General features: G+C 63.4%; 11 protein-coding genes. 9 read left to right on the top strand and 2 right to left on the bottom strand.

Going from position 1 to position 15037, the window contains the following annotated elements; translation table 11 throughout:
* The first annotated feature begins 167 nt into the window (after positions 1-167).
* The 9 genes from H156_RS0113905 to dnaE all read left to right on the top strand — a co-directional run bounded on the left by H156_RS0113905 (position 168) and on the right by dnaE (position 11257).
* A complete protein-coding gene (locus tag H156_RS0113905; protein WP_017365853.1) occupies positions 168-1430 on the top strand; it encodes an ABC transporter substrate-binding protein in 1263 nt (420 codons plus the stop codon).
* Positions 1396-2385: a YVTN family beta-propeller repeat protein gene (locus tag H156_RS0113900; RefSeq protein ID WP_017365854.1), complete on the top strand. Its 990-nt coding sequence runs from the start codon at positions 1396-1398 to the stop codon at positions 2383-2385. Before H156_RS0113905 ends, H156_RS0113900 begins: the two co-directional genes overlap by 35 nt.
* The gene (locus H156_RS0113895; RefSeq protein WP_017365855.1) at positions 2382-3125 is read left to right on the top strand and encodes an ABC transporter ATP-binding protein; all 744 of its coding nucleotides are present in this window, start codon (positions 2382-2384) and stop codon (positions 3123-3125) included. Before H156_RS0113900 ends, H156_RS0113895 begins: the two co-directional genes overlap by 4 nt.
* Entirely contained in the window at positions 3122-3925 is an 804-nt protein-coding gene (locus tag H156_RS0113890; RefSeq protein ID WP_017365856.1) for an ABC transporter permease, read from the top strand. The genes H156_RS0113895 and H156_RS0113890 overlap by 4 nt, the downstream gene beginning before the upstream one ends.
* A 5-nt stretch (positions 3926-3930) precedes the next feature.
* The gene (gene rfbB / locus H156_RS0113885) at positions 3931-5004 is read left to right on the top strand and encodes a dTDP-glucose 4,6-dehydratase (protein WP_017365857.1); all 1074 of its coding nucleotides are present in this window, start codon (positions 3931-3933) and stop codon (positions 5002-5004) included.
* The gene (gene rfbA / locus H156_RS0113880; protein ID WP_017365858.1) at positions 5001-5888 is read left to right on the top strand and encodes a glucose-1-phosphate thymidylyltransferase RfbA; all 888 of its coding nucleotides are present in this window, start codon (positions 5001-5003) and stop codon (positions 5886-5888) included. Before rfbB ends, rfbA begins: the two co-directional genes overlap by 4 nt.
* Entirely contained in the window at positions 5885-6442 is a 558-nt protein-coding gene (gene rfbC, locus H156_RS0113875; RefSeq protein WP_017365859.1) for a dTDP-4-dehydrorhamnose 3,5-epimerase, read from the top strand. Before rfbA ends, rfbC begins: the two co-directional genes overlap by 4 nt.
* Positions 6439-7344 carry a dTDP-4-dehydrorhamnose reductase gene (gene rfbD / locus H156_RS0113870; RefSeq protein ID WP_017365860.1) on the top strand — a complete coding sequence of 302 codons (906 nt, stop codon included), beginning with the start codon at positions 6439-6441 and terminating at the stop codon, positions 7342-7344. Before rfbC ends, rfbD begins: the two co-directional genes overlap by 4 nt.
* Before the next feature lie 415 nt (positions 7345-7759).
* A complete protein-coding gene (dnaE, locus tag H156_RS0113865) occupies positions 7760-11257 on the top strand; it encodes a DNA polymerase III subunit alpha (RefSeq protein ID WP_017365861.1) in 3498 nt (1165 codons plus the stop codon).
* Between the two features lie 624 nt (positions 11258-11881).
* On the opposite strand, the gene H156_RS0113860 is transcribed toward dnaE, so the two are convergent.
* Positions 11882-13735 (bottom strand): peptidoglycan recognition protein family protein, encoded by a 1854-nt coding sequence (locus H156_RS0113860; protein WP_017365862.1) that lies wholly within the window; start codon positions 13733-13735, stop codon positions 11882-11884.
* An 11-nt stretch (positions 13736-13746) separates the two neighbouring features.
* Positions 13747-14994 carry a hypothetical protein gene (locus tag H156_RS0113855; RefSeq protein ID WP_017365863.1) on the bottom strand — a complete coding sequence of 416 codons (1248 nt, stop codon included), beginning with the start codon at positions 14992-14994 and terminating at the stop codon, positions 13747-13749.
* Positions 14995-15037: the final 43 nt, after the last annotated feature.

Genomic DNA, 15037 nt, shown 5'->3' with positions numbered 1-15037 from the left:
GGCGCGGCCTGTGACCGGACGGGCGGGTCATCGGGCCGGCACGATCTGCGAGTGTCCAGCGATTATCCATCATCTCGCCGCCTCATGGTGCGTTCCTTACAAATCCCATAAAATTCCGCCCTTACCCCGGTTTGGGGAGCTGCTCGGCTTTGACACCGGCCTTGGCATTGAAACTTTTGATCCGCTTCAACCGACTCAGTGCCTGCGCGGGTCGGATCCTGCTCAGCTCCGGCATCGTCGCACTGGCACTTTTTCAGGCCGCTGCGCTCGGAGGTCCTGCGCCCGTTCGGCGACAGACCCCGGCGCCGGTGGCGGCACCGCAGGCGGTGGAACGGTTGACGCTGGCCTATCTGGGCCAGCTGGCGGAAGCGGCTGCGGTCCGGCCGTATTTCGAACCCGTGGTGGCCGACCGCGGCGTTCAGGGGGCGCGGCTCGGGCTGGTGGATGACAATACCACCGGGCGCTTCACCCGCCAGGAATTCGCCCTTGCCGAAACCCGGCTCGCCCCGGGGGACGATGCGGAGGCGGCGTTTAAGCGGCTGGTCGCGGACGGCCGCCGTTTCATCCTGGTCGATCTGAAACCGGAGGTGCTGCGGCGACTGGCCGCCTTGCCACAGGCGCATGACGTCCTGCTGCTGGACGTTTCCAGCCGCGACGATGCCCTGCGGGGCGGGGACTGCGCGTCCAACGTGCTGCATCTGCTGCCGAGCCGGGCCATGCGGGCGGACGCCTTGTCCCAGTACCTGGCGAAGAAGAAGTGGACGCGCTGGTTCCTTGCCGTGGGGCCGGCGCCGGAGGACCGTTTGTTCGCCGACGCGCTGAAGCGCTCGGCCAAGCGCTTCGGCATGAAGATCGTCGCCGAGAAGACCTGGACGCACAGCTTTGACGACCGGAAGACACCGGAATCGGAAGTGCCGGTGTTCACTCAGGGCAGCGATTACGACCTCGTCCTCGTGGCCGACGAGGCCGGTTCGTTCGGAGACATTCTGTCATACCGGACCTGGCTGCCGCGGCCGGTCGCCGGTACCCAGGGGTTGGTACCCAGCGCCTGGCATCACACCCTGGAGGCCTGGGGGGCGATTCAATTGCAGAACCGTTTCCGGCAGCAGGCGGGGCGGTGGATGACCGAGGCCGATTACGGCGCATGGCTGGCGGTGCGGGCGATCGGCGAGGCCGCGACCCGGACCCGGTCGCTGGAGTTCGAGGCGATCCGGTCCTATCTGCTGAGTGACGGCTTCGCATTGGCTGGATTCAAGGGCGTACCGCTGTCGTTCCGCCGCTGGGACGGCCAGTTGCGGCAGCCGGTACTGCTGGTACAGGAGCGCTCCCTGGTCGCCGTGGCTCCGGTGGAGGGCTTCGCCCATCCGAAGAATGAACTGGACAGTCTGGGATACGATGAACCGGAGACTTCGTGCCGTGCCAAGCCATGACCGCCGCCTGATCGGCGCCGCCCTCGTCCTGCTCTGCGGCGTCGCGGCCGCGGACACCGTCTACGTCACCTTGGAGAAGGACGACGCCATCGCCGTCATCGACGGCGCCACCGGCATTCGGACCAGGACGGCCAGAATCGGCAAGCGCCCGCGTGGTATCGCGCTGGCGAAGGATGGCAAAAATCTCTATGTTGCCGCCAGCGACAGTGACGCCATCCAGGTGATCGATGCCGGGACGCTGAACGTCACCGGGACGCTGCCTGCCGGCAAGGATCCGGAGACCTTCGCCATGGATCCGGACGACCGGTTCCTGTACGTCTCCAACGAGGACGACGGCCGGGTGACGGTGATCGACATCGCCGCCCGCAAAGCGGTCAAAGAGATCCCCGTGGGCATCGAGCCGGAAGGCATCGCGGTCAGCCCGGACGGGCGCTGGGTGGTGAGTACCAGCGAGACCACCAACATGGCGCACTGGATCGACCGGGCCAAGCTGGAAGTCGTGGACAACACCCTCGTCGACCCGCGCCCACGCGCCGCGACTTTCACCGCCGACAGCCGGCAGCTGTGGGTCAGTTCCGAGATCGCCGGCACCGTCACGGTGATCGATACGGAAACCCGCCAGCCTCTCAAGACGATTTCTTTCAAGATCGCCGGAGTGACCCCGGAGAAGGTCCAGCCGGTCGGCATCCGCATCGATCCCGCCCGGCGCTACGCCTATGTGGCGCTGGGGCCGGCCAACCGCGTCGCGGTGGTCGACGCGCAGAAGCTGGAAGTGAAGGATTACCTGCTGGTCGGCCAGCGGGTGTGGAATCTGGAGTTTTCGCCGGACTTCGGGCGGCTGTATACCACCAACGGTCTGAGCAACGATGTTTCCATCATCGACCTGGCATCACACAAGGTGACCAAATCGGTGGCGGTGGGCTCCCACCCCTGGGGGGTCGCCGTTCGGCCATGAGCGTCACGGTTCCAGTGCTCGAGGTCGAACGTCTGTCGTTCGCCTACGGGCCGTGCAAGGCGCTGGACGACGTGGCCTTCCAGGTCCAGCCGGGCGAGTGTGCGATCCTGCTGGGCCCGAACGGGGCGGGCAAGAGTACACTGTTCTCGCTGGTCACCCGGCTTTACGAAGCCCCCGCCGGGCAGATCCGCATCGCCGGCCGTTCTTTGCGCCAGGACTCCTGTGCCGCGCTGTCCCGGCTTGGTGTCGTGTTCCAGCAGCCGACCTTGGACCTGGATCTGAGCGTCGCCCAGAACCTGCGCTACCACGCGGCCTTGCACGGTCTGAGCCGCAGGGAGGCAGAGCTTCGTATCCGGGAAGAGCTGGAGCGGCAGGGCATGTACGGCCGGCGCGACGAGAAGGTCCGCCAGCTCAATGGCGGCCACCGTCGGCGGGTGGAGATCGCCCGCGCTCTCCTGCACCGGCCGGCCCTGCTGCTGCTGGACGAGCCCAGCGTGGGGCTGGACGTACCCAGCCGTAGAGCATTGGTCGACCACATTCATGCGCTGTGTCGCTCCCAAGGTCTGGCAGTGCTATGGGCGACCCATCTGATCGACGAGATCGGCGCGGACGACAGCCTGATCGTACTGCACAAGGGGCGGGTCCGGGCATGGGGCCCCGTGCGCGAGGTGCTGGCCAGTCAGGGTGCGGCAACCGTGAGCGCGGCGTTCCACCGTCTGACGGCGGAGGGCGAGGGATGAGGCCGCTGCACTATCTGCGAGCGTTGCGCGGCATCGTCGCGCGCGAGCTGTACCGTTTCGTTCATCAGCGGGAGCGCTTCATCTCCGCCCTGGTGCGGCCCCTGGTCTGGCTGTTCGTGTTCGCCGCGGGATTCCGCTCGACCTTGGGTTTGGCGATCAGTCCGCCGTATGAGACATACATCCTCTATGAGGTCTACATCACACCGGGACTCCTGGGGATGATCCAGTTGTTCAACGGCATGCAAAGTTCGCTGTCAATGGTGTACGACCGTGAAATGGGCAGCATGCGGACCTTGCTGGTCAGTCCCCTGCCGCGCTGGTTTCTGCTGACCGCCAAGCTGGTCGCGGGCGTCGCCGTGTCGATCCTGCAGGCGTATGTATTCCTGGGTGTCGCCTGGGCTTACGGTATCGAGGCACCGGTCCAGGGGTATTTGGCGGTGCTGCCGGCGCTCTTGCTCTCCGGTGTGATGCTGGGGGCGCTCGGCCTGCTATTATCATCGTTCATCCGCCAGTTGGAGAATTTCGCCGGCGTGATGAATTTCGTAATATTCCCCATGTTTTTCATGTCCACGGCGCTGTACCCGCTCTGGAAGATCCAGGAGTCCAGCGAGCTGCTGTATTGGCTGGCCCAATGGAACCCTTTCTCACAGGCGGTGGAACTGATCCGCTTCGCGTTGTATGGACGGTTCAACGGGGTGGCATGCGGCTACACGGCCGGGGCCACGGCGCTGTTTCTCGCCGCGGCGATCGTCGGCTACAACCCTTCCAAAGGCATGATGCAGCGTAAAGGCGGCGCTTGAACCCAGTGAAAACTCTACTCGTCACCGGCGGAGCCGGATTCATCGGCGGCAATTTCGTACTCAGACAGCTGCGGCGGGGCGGCGTCGAGATCGTCAACCTGGATGCCCTGACCTATTCCGGTAATCTGCGGACCCTGGCTGAAGTCGAGGACAATCCGAACCACGACTTCGTACTGGGCTCGATCGGCGACCGCGAACTGGTCGAATACCTGCTGGAACGCTACCAGCCCGATGCGATCGTCAATTTCGCCGCGGAGACCCATGTCGACCGTTCGATCGATGGCCCCGACGCTTTCGTTCATACCAACGTCATTGGCACTTTCGAGCTGCTGGAAGCCACCCGTTGGTACTGGCGCCAGTTGGACGGTGAGCGTCGTAAGGCGTTCCGGTTTCTGCACGTCTCGACCGACGAGGTGTACGGAACGCTGGGTGCGACCGGCAAATTCACCGAAGAGACACCGTACCGGCCCAATTCGCCGTATTCGGCGTCCAAAGCCGGTTCCGACCACCTGGTGAGGGCGTATTTCCATACTTACGGTCTGCCGGTGCTGACCACCAACTGCTCTAACAATTACGGGCCGTACCAGTTTCCGGAGAAATTGATTCCGTTGATGATCGACCATGCGCTACAGGGCCTGCCGCTGCCGGTGTACGGCGCGGGTACCAACGTCCGTGACTGGCTCTACGTGGAGGACCACTGCCGCGCCATCGAAACCGTTTTGGCCGGAGGCAGGCCGGGCGAGGTTTACAACGTCGGCGGCAACAACGAAAAGACCAACATCGAGGTGGTCGAGACGATCTGCGCTCTGCTCGATGAATTTCTACCCGATTCGCCCCACCGGCCGCACCGCCAGCTGATCCGGTTCGTACAGGATCGGCCGGGCCACGATCTGCGCTACGCCATCGATGCGGGCAAGATCGGCCGGGAGCTGGGCTGGCAACCGGAGGAAACTTTCGAAACCGGCCTGCGCAAGACGGTGCGCTGGTATCTCGCCAACCGCGACTGGGTGGAGCACGTCAAGTCCGGCAACTACGGCGGCGAGCGCCTCGGCGTCGGCGGCATCGAGGCGCAGGCATGAGCGGAATCCGAGGCATCATCCTGGCCGGCGGTTCCGGTACCCGGCTGTATCCTTTGACACACGTGGTCAGCAAGCAACTGCTGCCGGTCTATGACAAGCCGATGATCTACTATCCCTTGTCGGTGCTGATGCTGGCCGGCATCCGGGACATCCTGGTCATAACGACGCCGCACGACGCCGCGCTGTTCCAGGCCTTGCTCGGCGACGGCGGGCAGTGGGGCATCAGCATCAGTTACGCCGCCCAGCCGAAGCCGGAAGGTCTCGCCCAGGCCTTTGTCATCGGCCGTCATTTCGTGGAAGGCCGACGCAGTTGCCTGATCCTCGGCGACAACATTTTTTACGGTCACGATTTCCAGGCATTTTTGGCCGGCGCCACGGCGCGCGAAAATGGGGCTACGGTGTTCGGGTACTGGGTGCGTGATCCGGAACGCTACGGTGTCGCCGAATTCGACGAGGCCGGCCGAGTGATCGGAGTCGAGGAAAAGCCCGTCCGCCCCAGGTCGAACTATGCCATCACCGGACTTTACTTCTACGACGAACAGGTCGTGGACATGGCGGTCACGCTCAAACCCTCGGCGCGGGGGGAACTGGAAATCACCGACATCAACAGGCTTTATCTGGATCAGGGTCAGTTGCACATCCAAAAGATGGGGCGCGGGGTGGCCTGGCTGGATACCGGTACCCACGACTCGCTTTTGCAGGCGTCCAATTTCATCCAGACCATCGAAGAGCGGCAGGGCCTCAAAATCTGCTGTCCAGAGGAAATCGCGTTGAACAAGGGCTGGATCGACGCGGAAGAAGTTGCACGGTTGGCCGACGGTCTGGGCAAGAGCGGCTACGGCGCCTATCTGCGCCGGCTGATCGAAGGAGGGATGCCGGTATGAACGTCGAACAGACGGATTTGCCCGGTGTACTGCTGATCTCGCCCAAGGTGTTCGGCGATGCCCGTGGGTATTTCAAAGAGACCTGGAGCCGGCAGCGCTACCAGGACGCCGGGTTGCCCGGCGACTTCGTGCAGGACAATCTGTCCTATTCGCGTAAGGGCATCCTGCGCGGCCTGCATTTCCAGAATCCCCGTCCCCAGGGCAAGCTGGTGCAGGTGCTGCAGGGCGAGGTGTTCGACGTAGCGGTGGACATCCGGTACGGGTCGCCGCACTTCGGCCGTTGGTTCGGTACCGTGTTGTCGGCGGAGAACCATCTGCAGATGTACGTGCCGGAAGGTTTCGCCCACGGTTTCTGCGTGCTGAGTGAGGCCGCCCTGTTTGCCTACAAGTGCACCGAGTATTACGAGCCTTCCTCTGAATTCTCGCTGCGCTGGGACGATCCGGACATCGGGATCGCCTGGCCGCTGGATTCCGCGCCCGAACTCTCGGCCAAAGACAGGGATGCCCCACGGCTCCGGGATTTGCCGCAACACCGGCTGCCGGTCTATCCATGAAGATCCTCGTCGTCGGCAGGAGCGGGCAACTGGCCTGGGAACTGCGGCGCACGCTGGCCTGTTTCGGCGAGGTCGTCGCGCTCGATCGCCAGTCGGAACCGGCGATCGATCTGGCCGAGCCCGGTGCCGTTGCCGCATCGGTGCGCGCCGTCCGGCCCGATCTGATCGTCAACGCGGCAGCCTATACCGCGGTCGATCGGGCCGAGCAGGAGCCGGATTTGGCCTGGAAGGTGAACGCCGAGGCGCCGGCTGTGCTGGCAGCGGAAGCGACGCGTCTGGGCATAGGCCTGATCCATTATTCGACCGACTACGTTTTTCCCGGTGACGGCGCTGTGCCGTACCGGGAGGACGACCCGGTTGGTCCGCGGAACGTGTACGGCCGCAGCAAACTGGCCGGGGAGCAGGCCATCGCTGCATCCGGCGCCGCTCACCTCGTTCTCCGCACCGCCTGGGTCTATGGGGTGCGCGGCCAGAACTTCCTGAGGACCATGTTGCGGCTCATGGCCGAGCGCGAGGTGGTGCGGGTCATCGACGATCAGTTCGGAGCTCCCACCTGGGTTCGGATGATCGCCGAGGCGACGGCGATTCTGGTGGCGAGCTCACTGCGTTCCGGCACGGCCGATCTGGCGGGGGCGAGCGGTGTCTACCATCTCACCTGCAGCGGCCAGACCAGCTGGTACGGCTTCGCCTGCGCCATCCGGGAGCAGGCCGTGGCCGCCGGATTGCTCCCCGACACTGCGGCCCGGGTCGAGGCCATCCCGACTTCGGAATATCCCACTCCGGCCGAGCGGCCGGCTCATTCGGTGCTGGATTTGGGCAAGCTCGAGGCGCGCTTCGGCATCGTGCCCCCCGTTTGGGACCAGGCGCTGGAGCTTTGTTTGGCCGATCTGGCCGGTCGGTGAGAGCTGTCTTCAGGCGGGCGCTGTGCCTGGATTGATCGGTTTTGCAGGGAGCGAACGGGGCCATACGTAGTGCGCCCGTAGGGTTGGCGGCAGGAAAGTCACGAAACAGCGTAACCAAAGAAAAACCGTCCGGAGGCCGCGAGATCCCTTGCGCAATTACGAAAACTGTCCCCGGTTTTCGTCTCATGGGCCAGTCTTCGGCTGCTCAACTTTGCTCCCGGCAAAGTTGTCGCTTTCGGCGAAGGTCCATCGAGGGGCTCCTGCTTCTCGATCGATGGGTGGCATCCCAGCGGCTTCCCTTCGGGCTGGTCTCGGCGAAAGCTCCGATGGCGCAGCCTGACGGGGAAGAGATCAAGAGCGGAAACGGCCTCGCTGTGCGCGGCCTTTGACTATGAATTGGCATTAGCGGGCGCTCATGGAGCCTAAGTTCGTCCATCTCCGGATTCACACCGAATATTCCCTGGTCGACGGGATAGTCCGGATCAAGCCGCTGGTCAAGCGGCTGTCCGAATTTGGCATGCCGGCGGTCGCGGTCACTGACCAGTGCAACTTGTTTGCATTGGTCAAGTTTTACAAAGCGGCCATGGGTGCCGGTATCAAGCCGATCGCGGGGGCCGACGTCTGGCTGCAGAACCCGCAGGACGTAAGTTCCCCTCACCGGCTCACCCTGCTGGTCCAGAACCAGGAGGGTTATCTCGCGCTGACCGAACTGATTTCGCGTAGCTACCAGGAAAACCAGCACCAGGGTGTTCCCATGCTGATGCCGGAATGGCTGGCGGACTGTAACGCCGGCCTGATCGCCCTCTCGGGCGGCCGCGATGGTGCCATCGGCCATGCCCTGCTCGCCGGCAGCGGTGCGGAAGCGACGCGGTTGGCCGAGTACTGGGGAGGGATGTTCCGGGATCGTTTCTATCTCGAAGTGTGCCGGACGGGGCGCGCCAACGAGGAGCGTTACATCGATGCGGCGGTGGAATTGGCCGCCCGTCTGGATCTGCCGGTGGTCGCCACCAATGACGTCCGCTTCCTGTCCGCGAAGGAGTTCGAGGCCCACGAAGCGCGGGTCTGCATCCACCAGGGGCGGGTGCTGGACGACCCGCGCCGGCCGCGGGACTACAGCGAGCAGCAGTATCTACGCAGCGAGGAGGAGATGCTGTCGCTGTTCGCCGATTTGCCGGAGGCGCTGGAGAACAGCGTCGAGATCGCCCGCCGCTGCAACCTCGGCCTGACGCTGGGCAAGAATTTCCTGCCGGATTTTCCGGTACCGGCGGGCATGACGCCCGACGATTTCTTCTCGGAGCAGTCGCGCCAAGGGCTGAAGGAACGTCTGGCCGTACGACCGCCTTCCGGAGCCGGGACCCTGGAAGAGCGGACCCAGCGTTACTGGTGTCGGCTCGAATTGGAGTTGTCGGTGATCCGGGAGATGGGCTTTCCAGGCTACTTCCTCATCGTCGCCGACTTCATTCAGTGGGCCAAGAGCCAGGGTATCCCGGTGGGGCCGGGACGCGGCTCCGGTGCCGGTTCTCTGGTGGCCTATGCGCTCAAGATCACTGACCTCGATCCGATCGAATTCGATCTGCTGTTCGAGCGCTTCCTCAATCCCGAACGCGTCTCCATGCCCGACTTCGACGTCGACTTCTGCATGGAACGGCGCGACGAGGTGATCGACTACGTCGCCCGCAAATACGGCCGCGACAAGGTGTCCCAGATCATCACCTACGGCAGCATGGCCGCCAAGGCCGTGGTGCGCGATGTCGGCCGGGTGCTGGGCCACCCTTACGGTTTTGTCGACCGTATCGCCAAGCTGATTCCGTTCGAGCTCGGTATCACCTTGAGCAAGGCGCTGGAGGACAGCGAAGAGCTGCGCAAGTCGTACGAGGAAGACGAGGAGGTCAGGGCGCTTCTCGATCTGGCCCAGTCGCTCGAAGGCATCACCCGCAATCCGGGCAAACATGCCGGGGGGGTGGTGATCGCGCCTTCGCGGCTGATCGATTTCAGTCCGTTGTACTGCGAGCCCGGCGGTGGCAACCTGGTGACCCAGTTCGACAAAGACGACGTGGAAGCGGTCGGCCTGGTCAAGTTCGACTTTCTGGGACTCAGGACTCTGACGATCATCGACTGGGCGTTGGCCGACATCAACGCCAAACGCCGGGCGGCGGGGGAGGAGCCGGTCGACATCAACCGGATTCCCCTGGACGATCCCAAGACCTATGAGCTGCTCGGGAGGTGCGCGACCACCGCGGTGTTCCAGCTCGAATCGCGCGGCATGAAGGACCTGATCAAGCGCCTCAAGCCGGACTGCTTCGAGGACATCATCGCCCTGGTCGCATTGTTCCGCCCCGGCCCGCTGCAGTCCGGGATGGTGGATGATTACATCAACGTCAAGCACGGCCGGACCAAGGCGGAATATCCCCATCCGGTGCTGGAGCCCATCCTCAAACCGACCAATGGCGTCATCCTGTACCAGGAACAGGTGATGCAGATCGCCCGTGACATGGCCGGCTATACCCTGGGCGGAGCCGACCTGCTGCGGCGCGCCATGGGCAAGAAGAAGCCGGAGGAGATGGCGAAGCAAAGGGAAATCTTCATTGCCGGTGCCACCAGACAAGGCATAGATCCGAGCATCTCCTCCCACATCTTCGATTTGATGGAGAAGTTCGCCGGCTATGGGTTCAACAAGTCGCACTCCGCCGCCTATGCCCTGGTGTCGTACCAGACCGCCTGGCTCAAGGCTCACTATCCGGCCGAGTTCATGGCGGCGGTGCTGTCGGCCGACATGGACAATACCGACAAGGTCGTCGTGCTGATCGACGAGTGCCGTGAGATGAAGCTGTCCATCCTGCCGCCCGACATCAATCTCTCGGAATACCGGTTTACCGTCCGGGGCCGGCGGGAAATCCTCTACGGCTTGGGGGCGGTCAAGGGCGTGGGCCAGACCGCGATCGACGACATTCTGCAGGAGCGGAAGAACAATGGACCGTTCACCGACCTGCTCGACCTGTGCCGGCGCATCGACCTCCGCAAGGCCAACCGGCGGGTGCTGGAGGCGATGATCCGGGCGGGCGTGTTCGATTGTTTCGACCGGAACCGGGCCGCCTTGTTCGCCGCCCTGCCGGACGTGGTGAAGGCGGCGGAGCAGCAGGGTGCCATGAGCGCCGCCGGTCAGGACGACCTGTTCGGCGGCTTTACCGCTGAGAGCCCCGCGGCCTCCAGCGCAGGTCTGGTGGCGACGGAGGTCGAACCCTGGGCCGAAGCGGAACGGCTGGCCCAGGAAAAAGCCACGCTGGGCTTGTATCTCACCGGCCATCCGATCACACCGCACGAGCGCGAACTCGAGCAGATCGTCACGAGCCGGCTCGGTCCTCTCATGGGAGAGGGTGAAGGTGGCAGGGGAGACACGCGGGTGGTGGTGGCGGGCCTCATCGTCGACATCCGCACTCGGCTCACTCGCAGCGGCCAGAAAATGGGCTTCCTGTCGCTGGACGACCGTACCGGGCGCATGGAGATCGCGGTCTATACGGAGACCTTCCAGCGTGACGGCCACCATCTTGCCAAGGATGGCCTCATCGTGGTCGAGGGAACGTTGGGATACGACGAATATGCCGGCCAAACCCGCATCACCGCCGAAAGAATATTGAGCATCGAGGATGCGAGGGCGCACTTCGCCCGCTGTCTCCGGATCGAATGGCCCGGTGCCGTGGCCGACGGCGTTCCCCCGTCATTTCTGGCGGAATTCAAGAAACTGCTCGACCGGTTCGCGGGAGGGGGGTGTCCGGTCCATGTCGCCTACCGGGGACGGAGAGCGCAGACCGTGCTCCGTCTGGGTGATGGCTGGCGGGTCCATCCACGGGACGAGTTGCTCGGGTGTCTGCGGAAATGGATAGGCAGTTCCCGGGTTCAGGTAGTGTACCGCTGATCCGGCGGGAAAAATCCTCGAGTCACCCGATTTGCCGGCTCGTCTTCCTCCGATGCCGGTACAAGACTTAACCTATTGAATTATAAAAGTAAAGTTGAAAGGTAAAGAGGTTGTTTCAAGTTTGTAAAAAACTCTGGACACCGGGAACTTTTCCGCTATACTTTGCCCAGCCGTCAGGGATGGGGCCTCAGAGAGAGTCGTCAATGAGGAGGAGAGCCCCTCGGGGCAATTGATAATTACAACAATAACGCGACTACCGATGCGCTTCGCAGGTAAACTCGGCGATAGCGTTGAAACAAAAATAATAACAAAAAACGCTAAAAAAGCCCGCCTCTGGCGGGCTTTCTTGTGTCCGCCAGGGAGGGAGAATGAGGCGACCTCCAAAAGCCGCCCAGGAGGAGAACAAAAACCGCGCAACAACCGTCACATCACTGGTTGGACCGCACCGCATCGTCCCTTCGAATTTGGATAAATTATACCGTATTCAACGCGCGCGAGTATCAGAGTTTTTTATGATGTCCATGCTTGACGTTTATTACTGGTAAACAAAACTGTGCTCACCACCCTTTCTGTATCGCAGGAAGCACGAACCGACGGTTCGGGCGTCTTGGGGCGGGTTCGGGATCAAGATCCATCCCGTTGTAAAACTCGTCCGACGGACGGAGTTTCGGTCGAGCTCCAGTCATCCATGTCGATGGCCTCGTCCGACAGTCTGGCTGTGTGGAGGAAGTCGTCGCGTCTGGACCGCACGCCCTGTTTGAATTTGTCCGGCATGCGTTCCACACTCTCATCGGCGATGGCTTCGAGAAGCTCCATTTCGGCCATACCCTCCCGGTGAACCGCCAGATAGAGCTTTTTGAGGCCGCCGTCACCGAATTGGTTGGCCACATCCAGCATGAAGGCGATGCCACGTTCCGTGTGGAGGTCCTGCGCGTAGCTCCGTATCTTTCCGAGAGAGTGACAGAACGCGGCAGCGGCGGTCTGTACCTGGGCCCGTTGAAAGGGTAAGTGGAGGGTGGCTTTTTCGAAGCGGCCGGTCCAGGGAGCACGGACGAGGTCGAATGCCGGGTCGAGCGCGACACCGGTTCGGGCGTCGACACCGCCGTTGGGCCTGCTCGTACAGGTGATGAGACCGTCGGCGATGCGAGCGTCTCCGCCACCGAAGATTTCGATGTAATGCTCCCGGTCGGCGACGGAAAACGCCCGCAGCAGTTCCGGCAGGCGGCCTGGACGCTGTGCCCACTGGATGATGCCGTAGGACAGTCCGGCGGCATCGGTGTTGAGATTGATCGCCCCGAATTTACCGACCCCCTCCATCTGCGCAACGATGCTCAGAATCTTGTACAGTCCTCGATAGGGCAAACCCAGGACCAGCTCCAGATAGACCTGGGAGATCCGGGGTTTGGCGGCGGGCGTTCTCACCAGTGCCCGCAGGGTCGCGACATCGACTTCGCCCGAAGCGGAAAGCCCCTGTCCGGTCTGGAAGTCTTGCACCGCCGCTGCGGTCTTGCTTCCAAACCGGCCATAGGCGGCGGAGAGGAGGCAGGGCAGGCCGATGTGGCCGTGTCCCGAAAGCAGGTCCTGGATGGCGCCGACCGCATCGCCCATCGGCTCGCGGACGCCGATGGCAGCGCCGCCGTGCCCCCGGAACAGGGCGTCGATCCTGGGTATCCCGCACTCCACGGCGGTTTCCGGTAAGGAGACCACCGCTGCGGCCGGTGTCCATGGCGCCGGGGCCAGTGGCTGCGGCGCATCGGTGGCACCCGCCCAGAGAAAGGCGTTTTCTGGAGTTTCGTACCAGATGGCGTTTCCTTCGATCCGCTCGCCGCGGTCGGTGAAGCCCGTGACCGCCACGTCGGTACCCGCCGGCAGGGTGCAAAGGATGCGGGCGCGGGTGTTGGGTCTGTCTTCGCGGAGATGGGCCGCACCGAGGAGCCGTACGAAGCGTCGTTCCAGATCCTTGACGAATGGTGCCGAACCGGGCGCAGGCCTGGATGCCATCCGCTTCAGCAGTTCCGCGCGCTCGAACCCACGACCGGTACAGTCGCGCGAAGCCCGTATCTCGGCGTGCAGCACGATATGTTCCGCGTCCGGCGGGAATCCCCAGTACGCTGCTATTTCCCCTATCAGCTCCGCCGCGGCATCGTACATTTCTCCGGACCAGTGTTCGCCCGGTCCGACGGCGGCGGCGACACCTATCGTCATCAGGTTGGGATTGATGCCCCGGCGATACAGTCCCCAGCTCGGGTTGATGACCAGGCCGGCGTGATAGGCCGTGTCCGTTTCGTCGACGTACTGGCGGATCCGGCCGCCGGCGGCTATGAGGTAGTGGCAGGATTCGCTGGACCTGGGGTTGGCGAACACTGTCTCGGCGGTTTCCAGGCTCGGGTAGGCGTGGATGACGACCGCCAGCGGCTTGAGGCCGCGTCGGCCTTGGGTGAAGTTGGTGGCGGGGCAGCCGATCCACTGTTTGAGCATGGCAGGTTTTTCTATCCCAGTATGCCGCGCTCACCGGTGACTGGCAGTCCGGCCGGAGTACCGCCGGCTGGCCGTTCCGCTGACGTTTGCGGGCTCTGCCGCTCTCGCCGCTGCGCATCATCCTTGACCGCCAGGACGCCGCGCAGTTTGAGCAGATTCTGCAGCGCCGCGTACCAGAAAGGCGCGCCGAGGCTGAGGAGAAACACCGAGAGAATGAGGCCGATCGGATTGACCTCATGCCATCGCTTCAGCCATCCCTTGCTGCTGCCCAGGAGGTTGATGAGACCGAGGTCTTGCAGGTATTCCAGGTCGGTTCCGACATCAGACCGCCCTTTGTCGGCGGGCGAGATGGAAGCCAGGGGCGGTGCCGCCGCCGCTGCCAGTACGCCCGGCGCGGCCGCCGGTTTGCCTTTGGGTTCGTCAGATCGGCCTGGCATCGCTGTCGTACCATCGGAAGCTTTCATGTGCAGAGGGGCATCGATAGACGGCGGCGGAGTTTTCGGCCGGGAGACCGCACTGGCCTTTTCGGGAGCGCCGGTGTCGCGCGGTCGCAGGTCCAGCGCGAAAGCCTTTTGGACCAGCGCGTTTCTGAGCCCTTCGTCGACGGACAGCCGGTTGATGATGTCGATGGTGTCGAGCTGGACCGCGACGACCACGACGGTCGAGCAGGTCACCGTGATCAGCCGGGTGGTGGCGGTAAAACGTTCGGAAACCCGGTCGATGGTCTGGTCGAACCAGCCGTTGATCTTGGCCACCAGACGGCTGTTGGCCTCCTGTAACAGCGCGATGTTGTGGCGCACGTTGGTCGCGAGTTCCGGATGGCTCAACTCGAGCTGCAAGGCGTAGGCACGGACGTTTTCGAGCGTTGTCGCCGGGTCCTCGATGCCGTTTTTTTCCAGCATCTTGGCGAGAATTTGTCTGGCGGAGTCGGACAGGCGGTTCTTGTCGTCTCTCGGTGTCTGGCCGCTAGCGATGTCCAGCAGCAGCTTGGTGAATTCCTCCCGGTGTATCGTGGCGCCGAGTCGCTGTCCCACGTGGCTGATCATGGGATGGGTGAGCAGGGCGCGGGATACTTGCTCCGCCATTTCGCGGCTCAGGCTGGGATCGATCTGCCGCAGCAGGTCGCCCAGTCCGCGTGCGAGATGTTTTCCCCGGGTGTTCGCCACATCGGTGATGAGCTGCGTCAATACGGTCACCGCCATGCTGGCGATGAGCATGACGACGGAAATCCCCAGCAGGATGTCGATGGTTTTCAGCATTGCCGAATCCTCCGATGGGCGGAAACCGCGGAAACCGGCGGCA

The sequence above is a fragment of the Methylococcus capsulatus str. Texas = ATCC 19069 genome, assembly GCF_000424685.1.
Classification (GTDB): Bacteria; Pseudomonadota; Gammaproteobacteria; order Methylococcales; family Methylococcaceae; genus Methylococcus; species Methylococcus capsulatus.
The sequence above is the reverse complement of the archived record's forward strand: the minus strand, read 5'-3'. Positions and strand labels throughout refer to the sequence as shown.

What these genes read in the sequence shown, in the direction of transcription:
- H156_RS0113900 (WP_017365854.1), top strand. Translation starts at nt 1,396, where the DNA reads ATGAACCGGAGACTTCGTGCCGTGCCAAGCCATGACCGCCGCCTGATC.
- H156_RS0113895 (WP_017365855.1), top strand. Translation starts at nt 2,382, where the DNA reads ATGAGCGTCACGGTTCCAGTGCTCGAGGTCGAACGTCTGTCGTTCGCC.
- H156_RS0113890 (WP_017365856.1), top strand. Translation starts at nt 3,122, where the DNA reads ATGAGGCCGCTGCACTATCTGCGAGCGTTGCGCGGCATCGTCGCGCGC.
- rfbA (WP_017365858.1), top strand. Translation starts at nt 5,001, where the DNA reads ATGAGCGGAATCCGAGGCATCATCCTGGCCGGCGGTTCCGGTACCCGG.
- rfbC (WP_017365859.1), top strand. Translation starts at nt 5,885, where the DNA reads ATGAACGTCGAACAGACGGATTTGCCCGGTGTACTGCTGATCTCGCCC.
- rfbD (WP_017365860.1), top strand. Translation starts at nt 6,439, where the DNA reads ATGAAGATCCTCGTCGTCGGCAGGAGCGGGCAACTGGCCTGGGAACTG.
- dnaE (WP_017365861.1), top strand. Translation starts at nt 7,760, where the DNA reads ATGGAGCCTAAGTTCGTCCATCTCCGGATTCACACCGAATATTCCCTG.
- H156_RS0113860 (WP_017365862.1), bottom strand. Translation starts at nt 13,735, where the DNA reads ATGCTCAAACAGTGGATCGGCTGCCCCGCCACCAACTTCACCCAAGGC.
- H156_RS0113855 (WP_017365863.1), bottom strand. Translation starts at nt 14,994, where the DNA reads ATGCTGAAAACCATCGACATCCTGCTGGGGATTTCCGTCGTCATGCTC.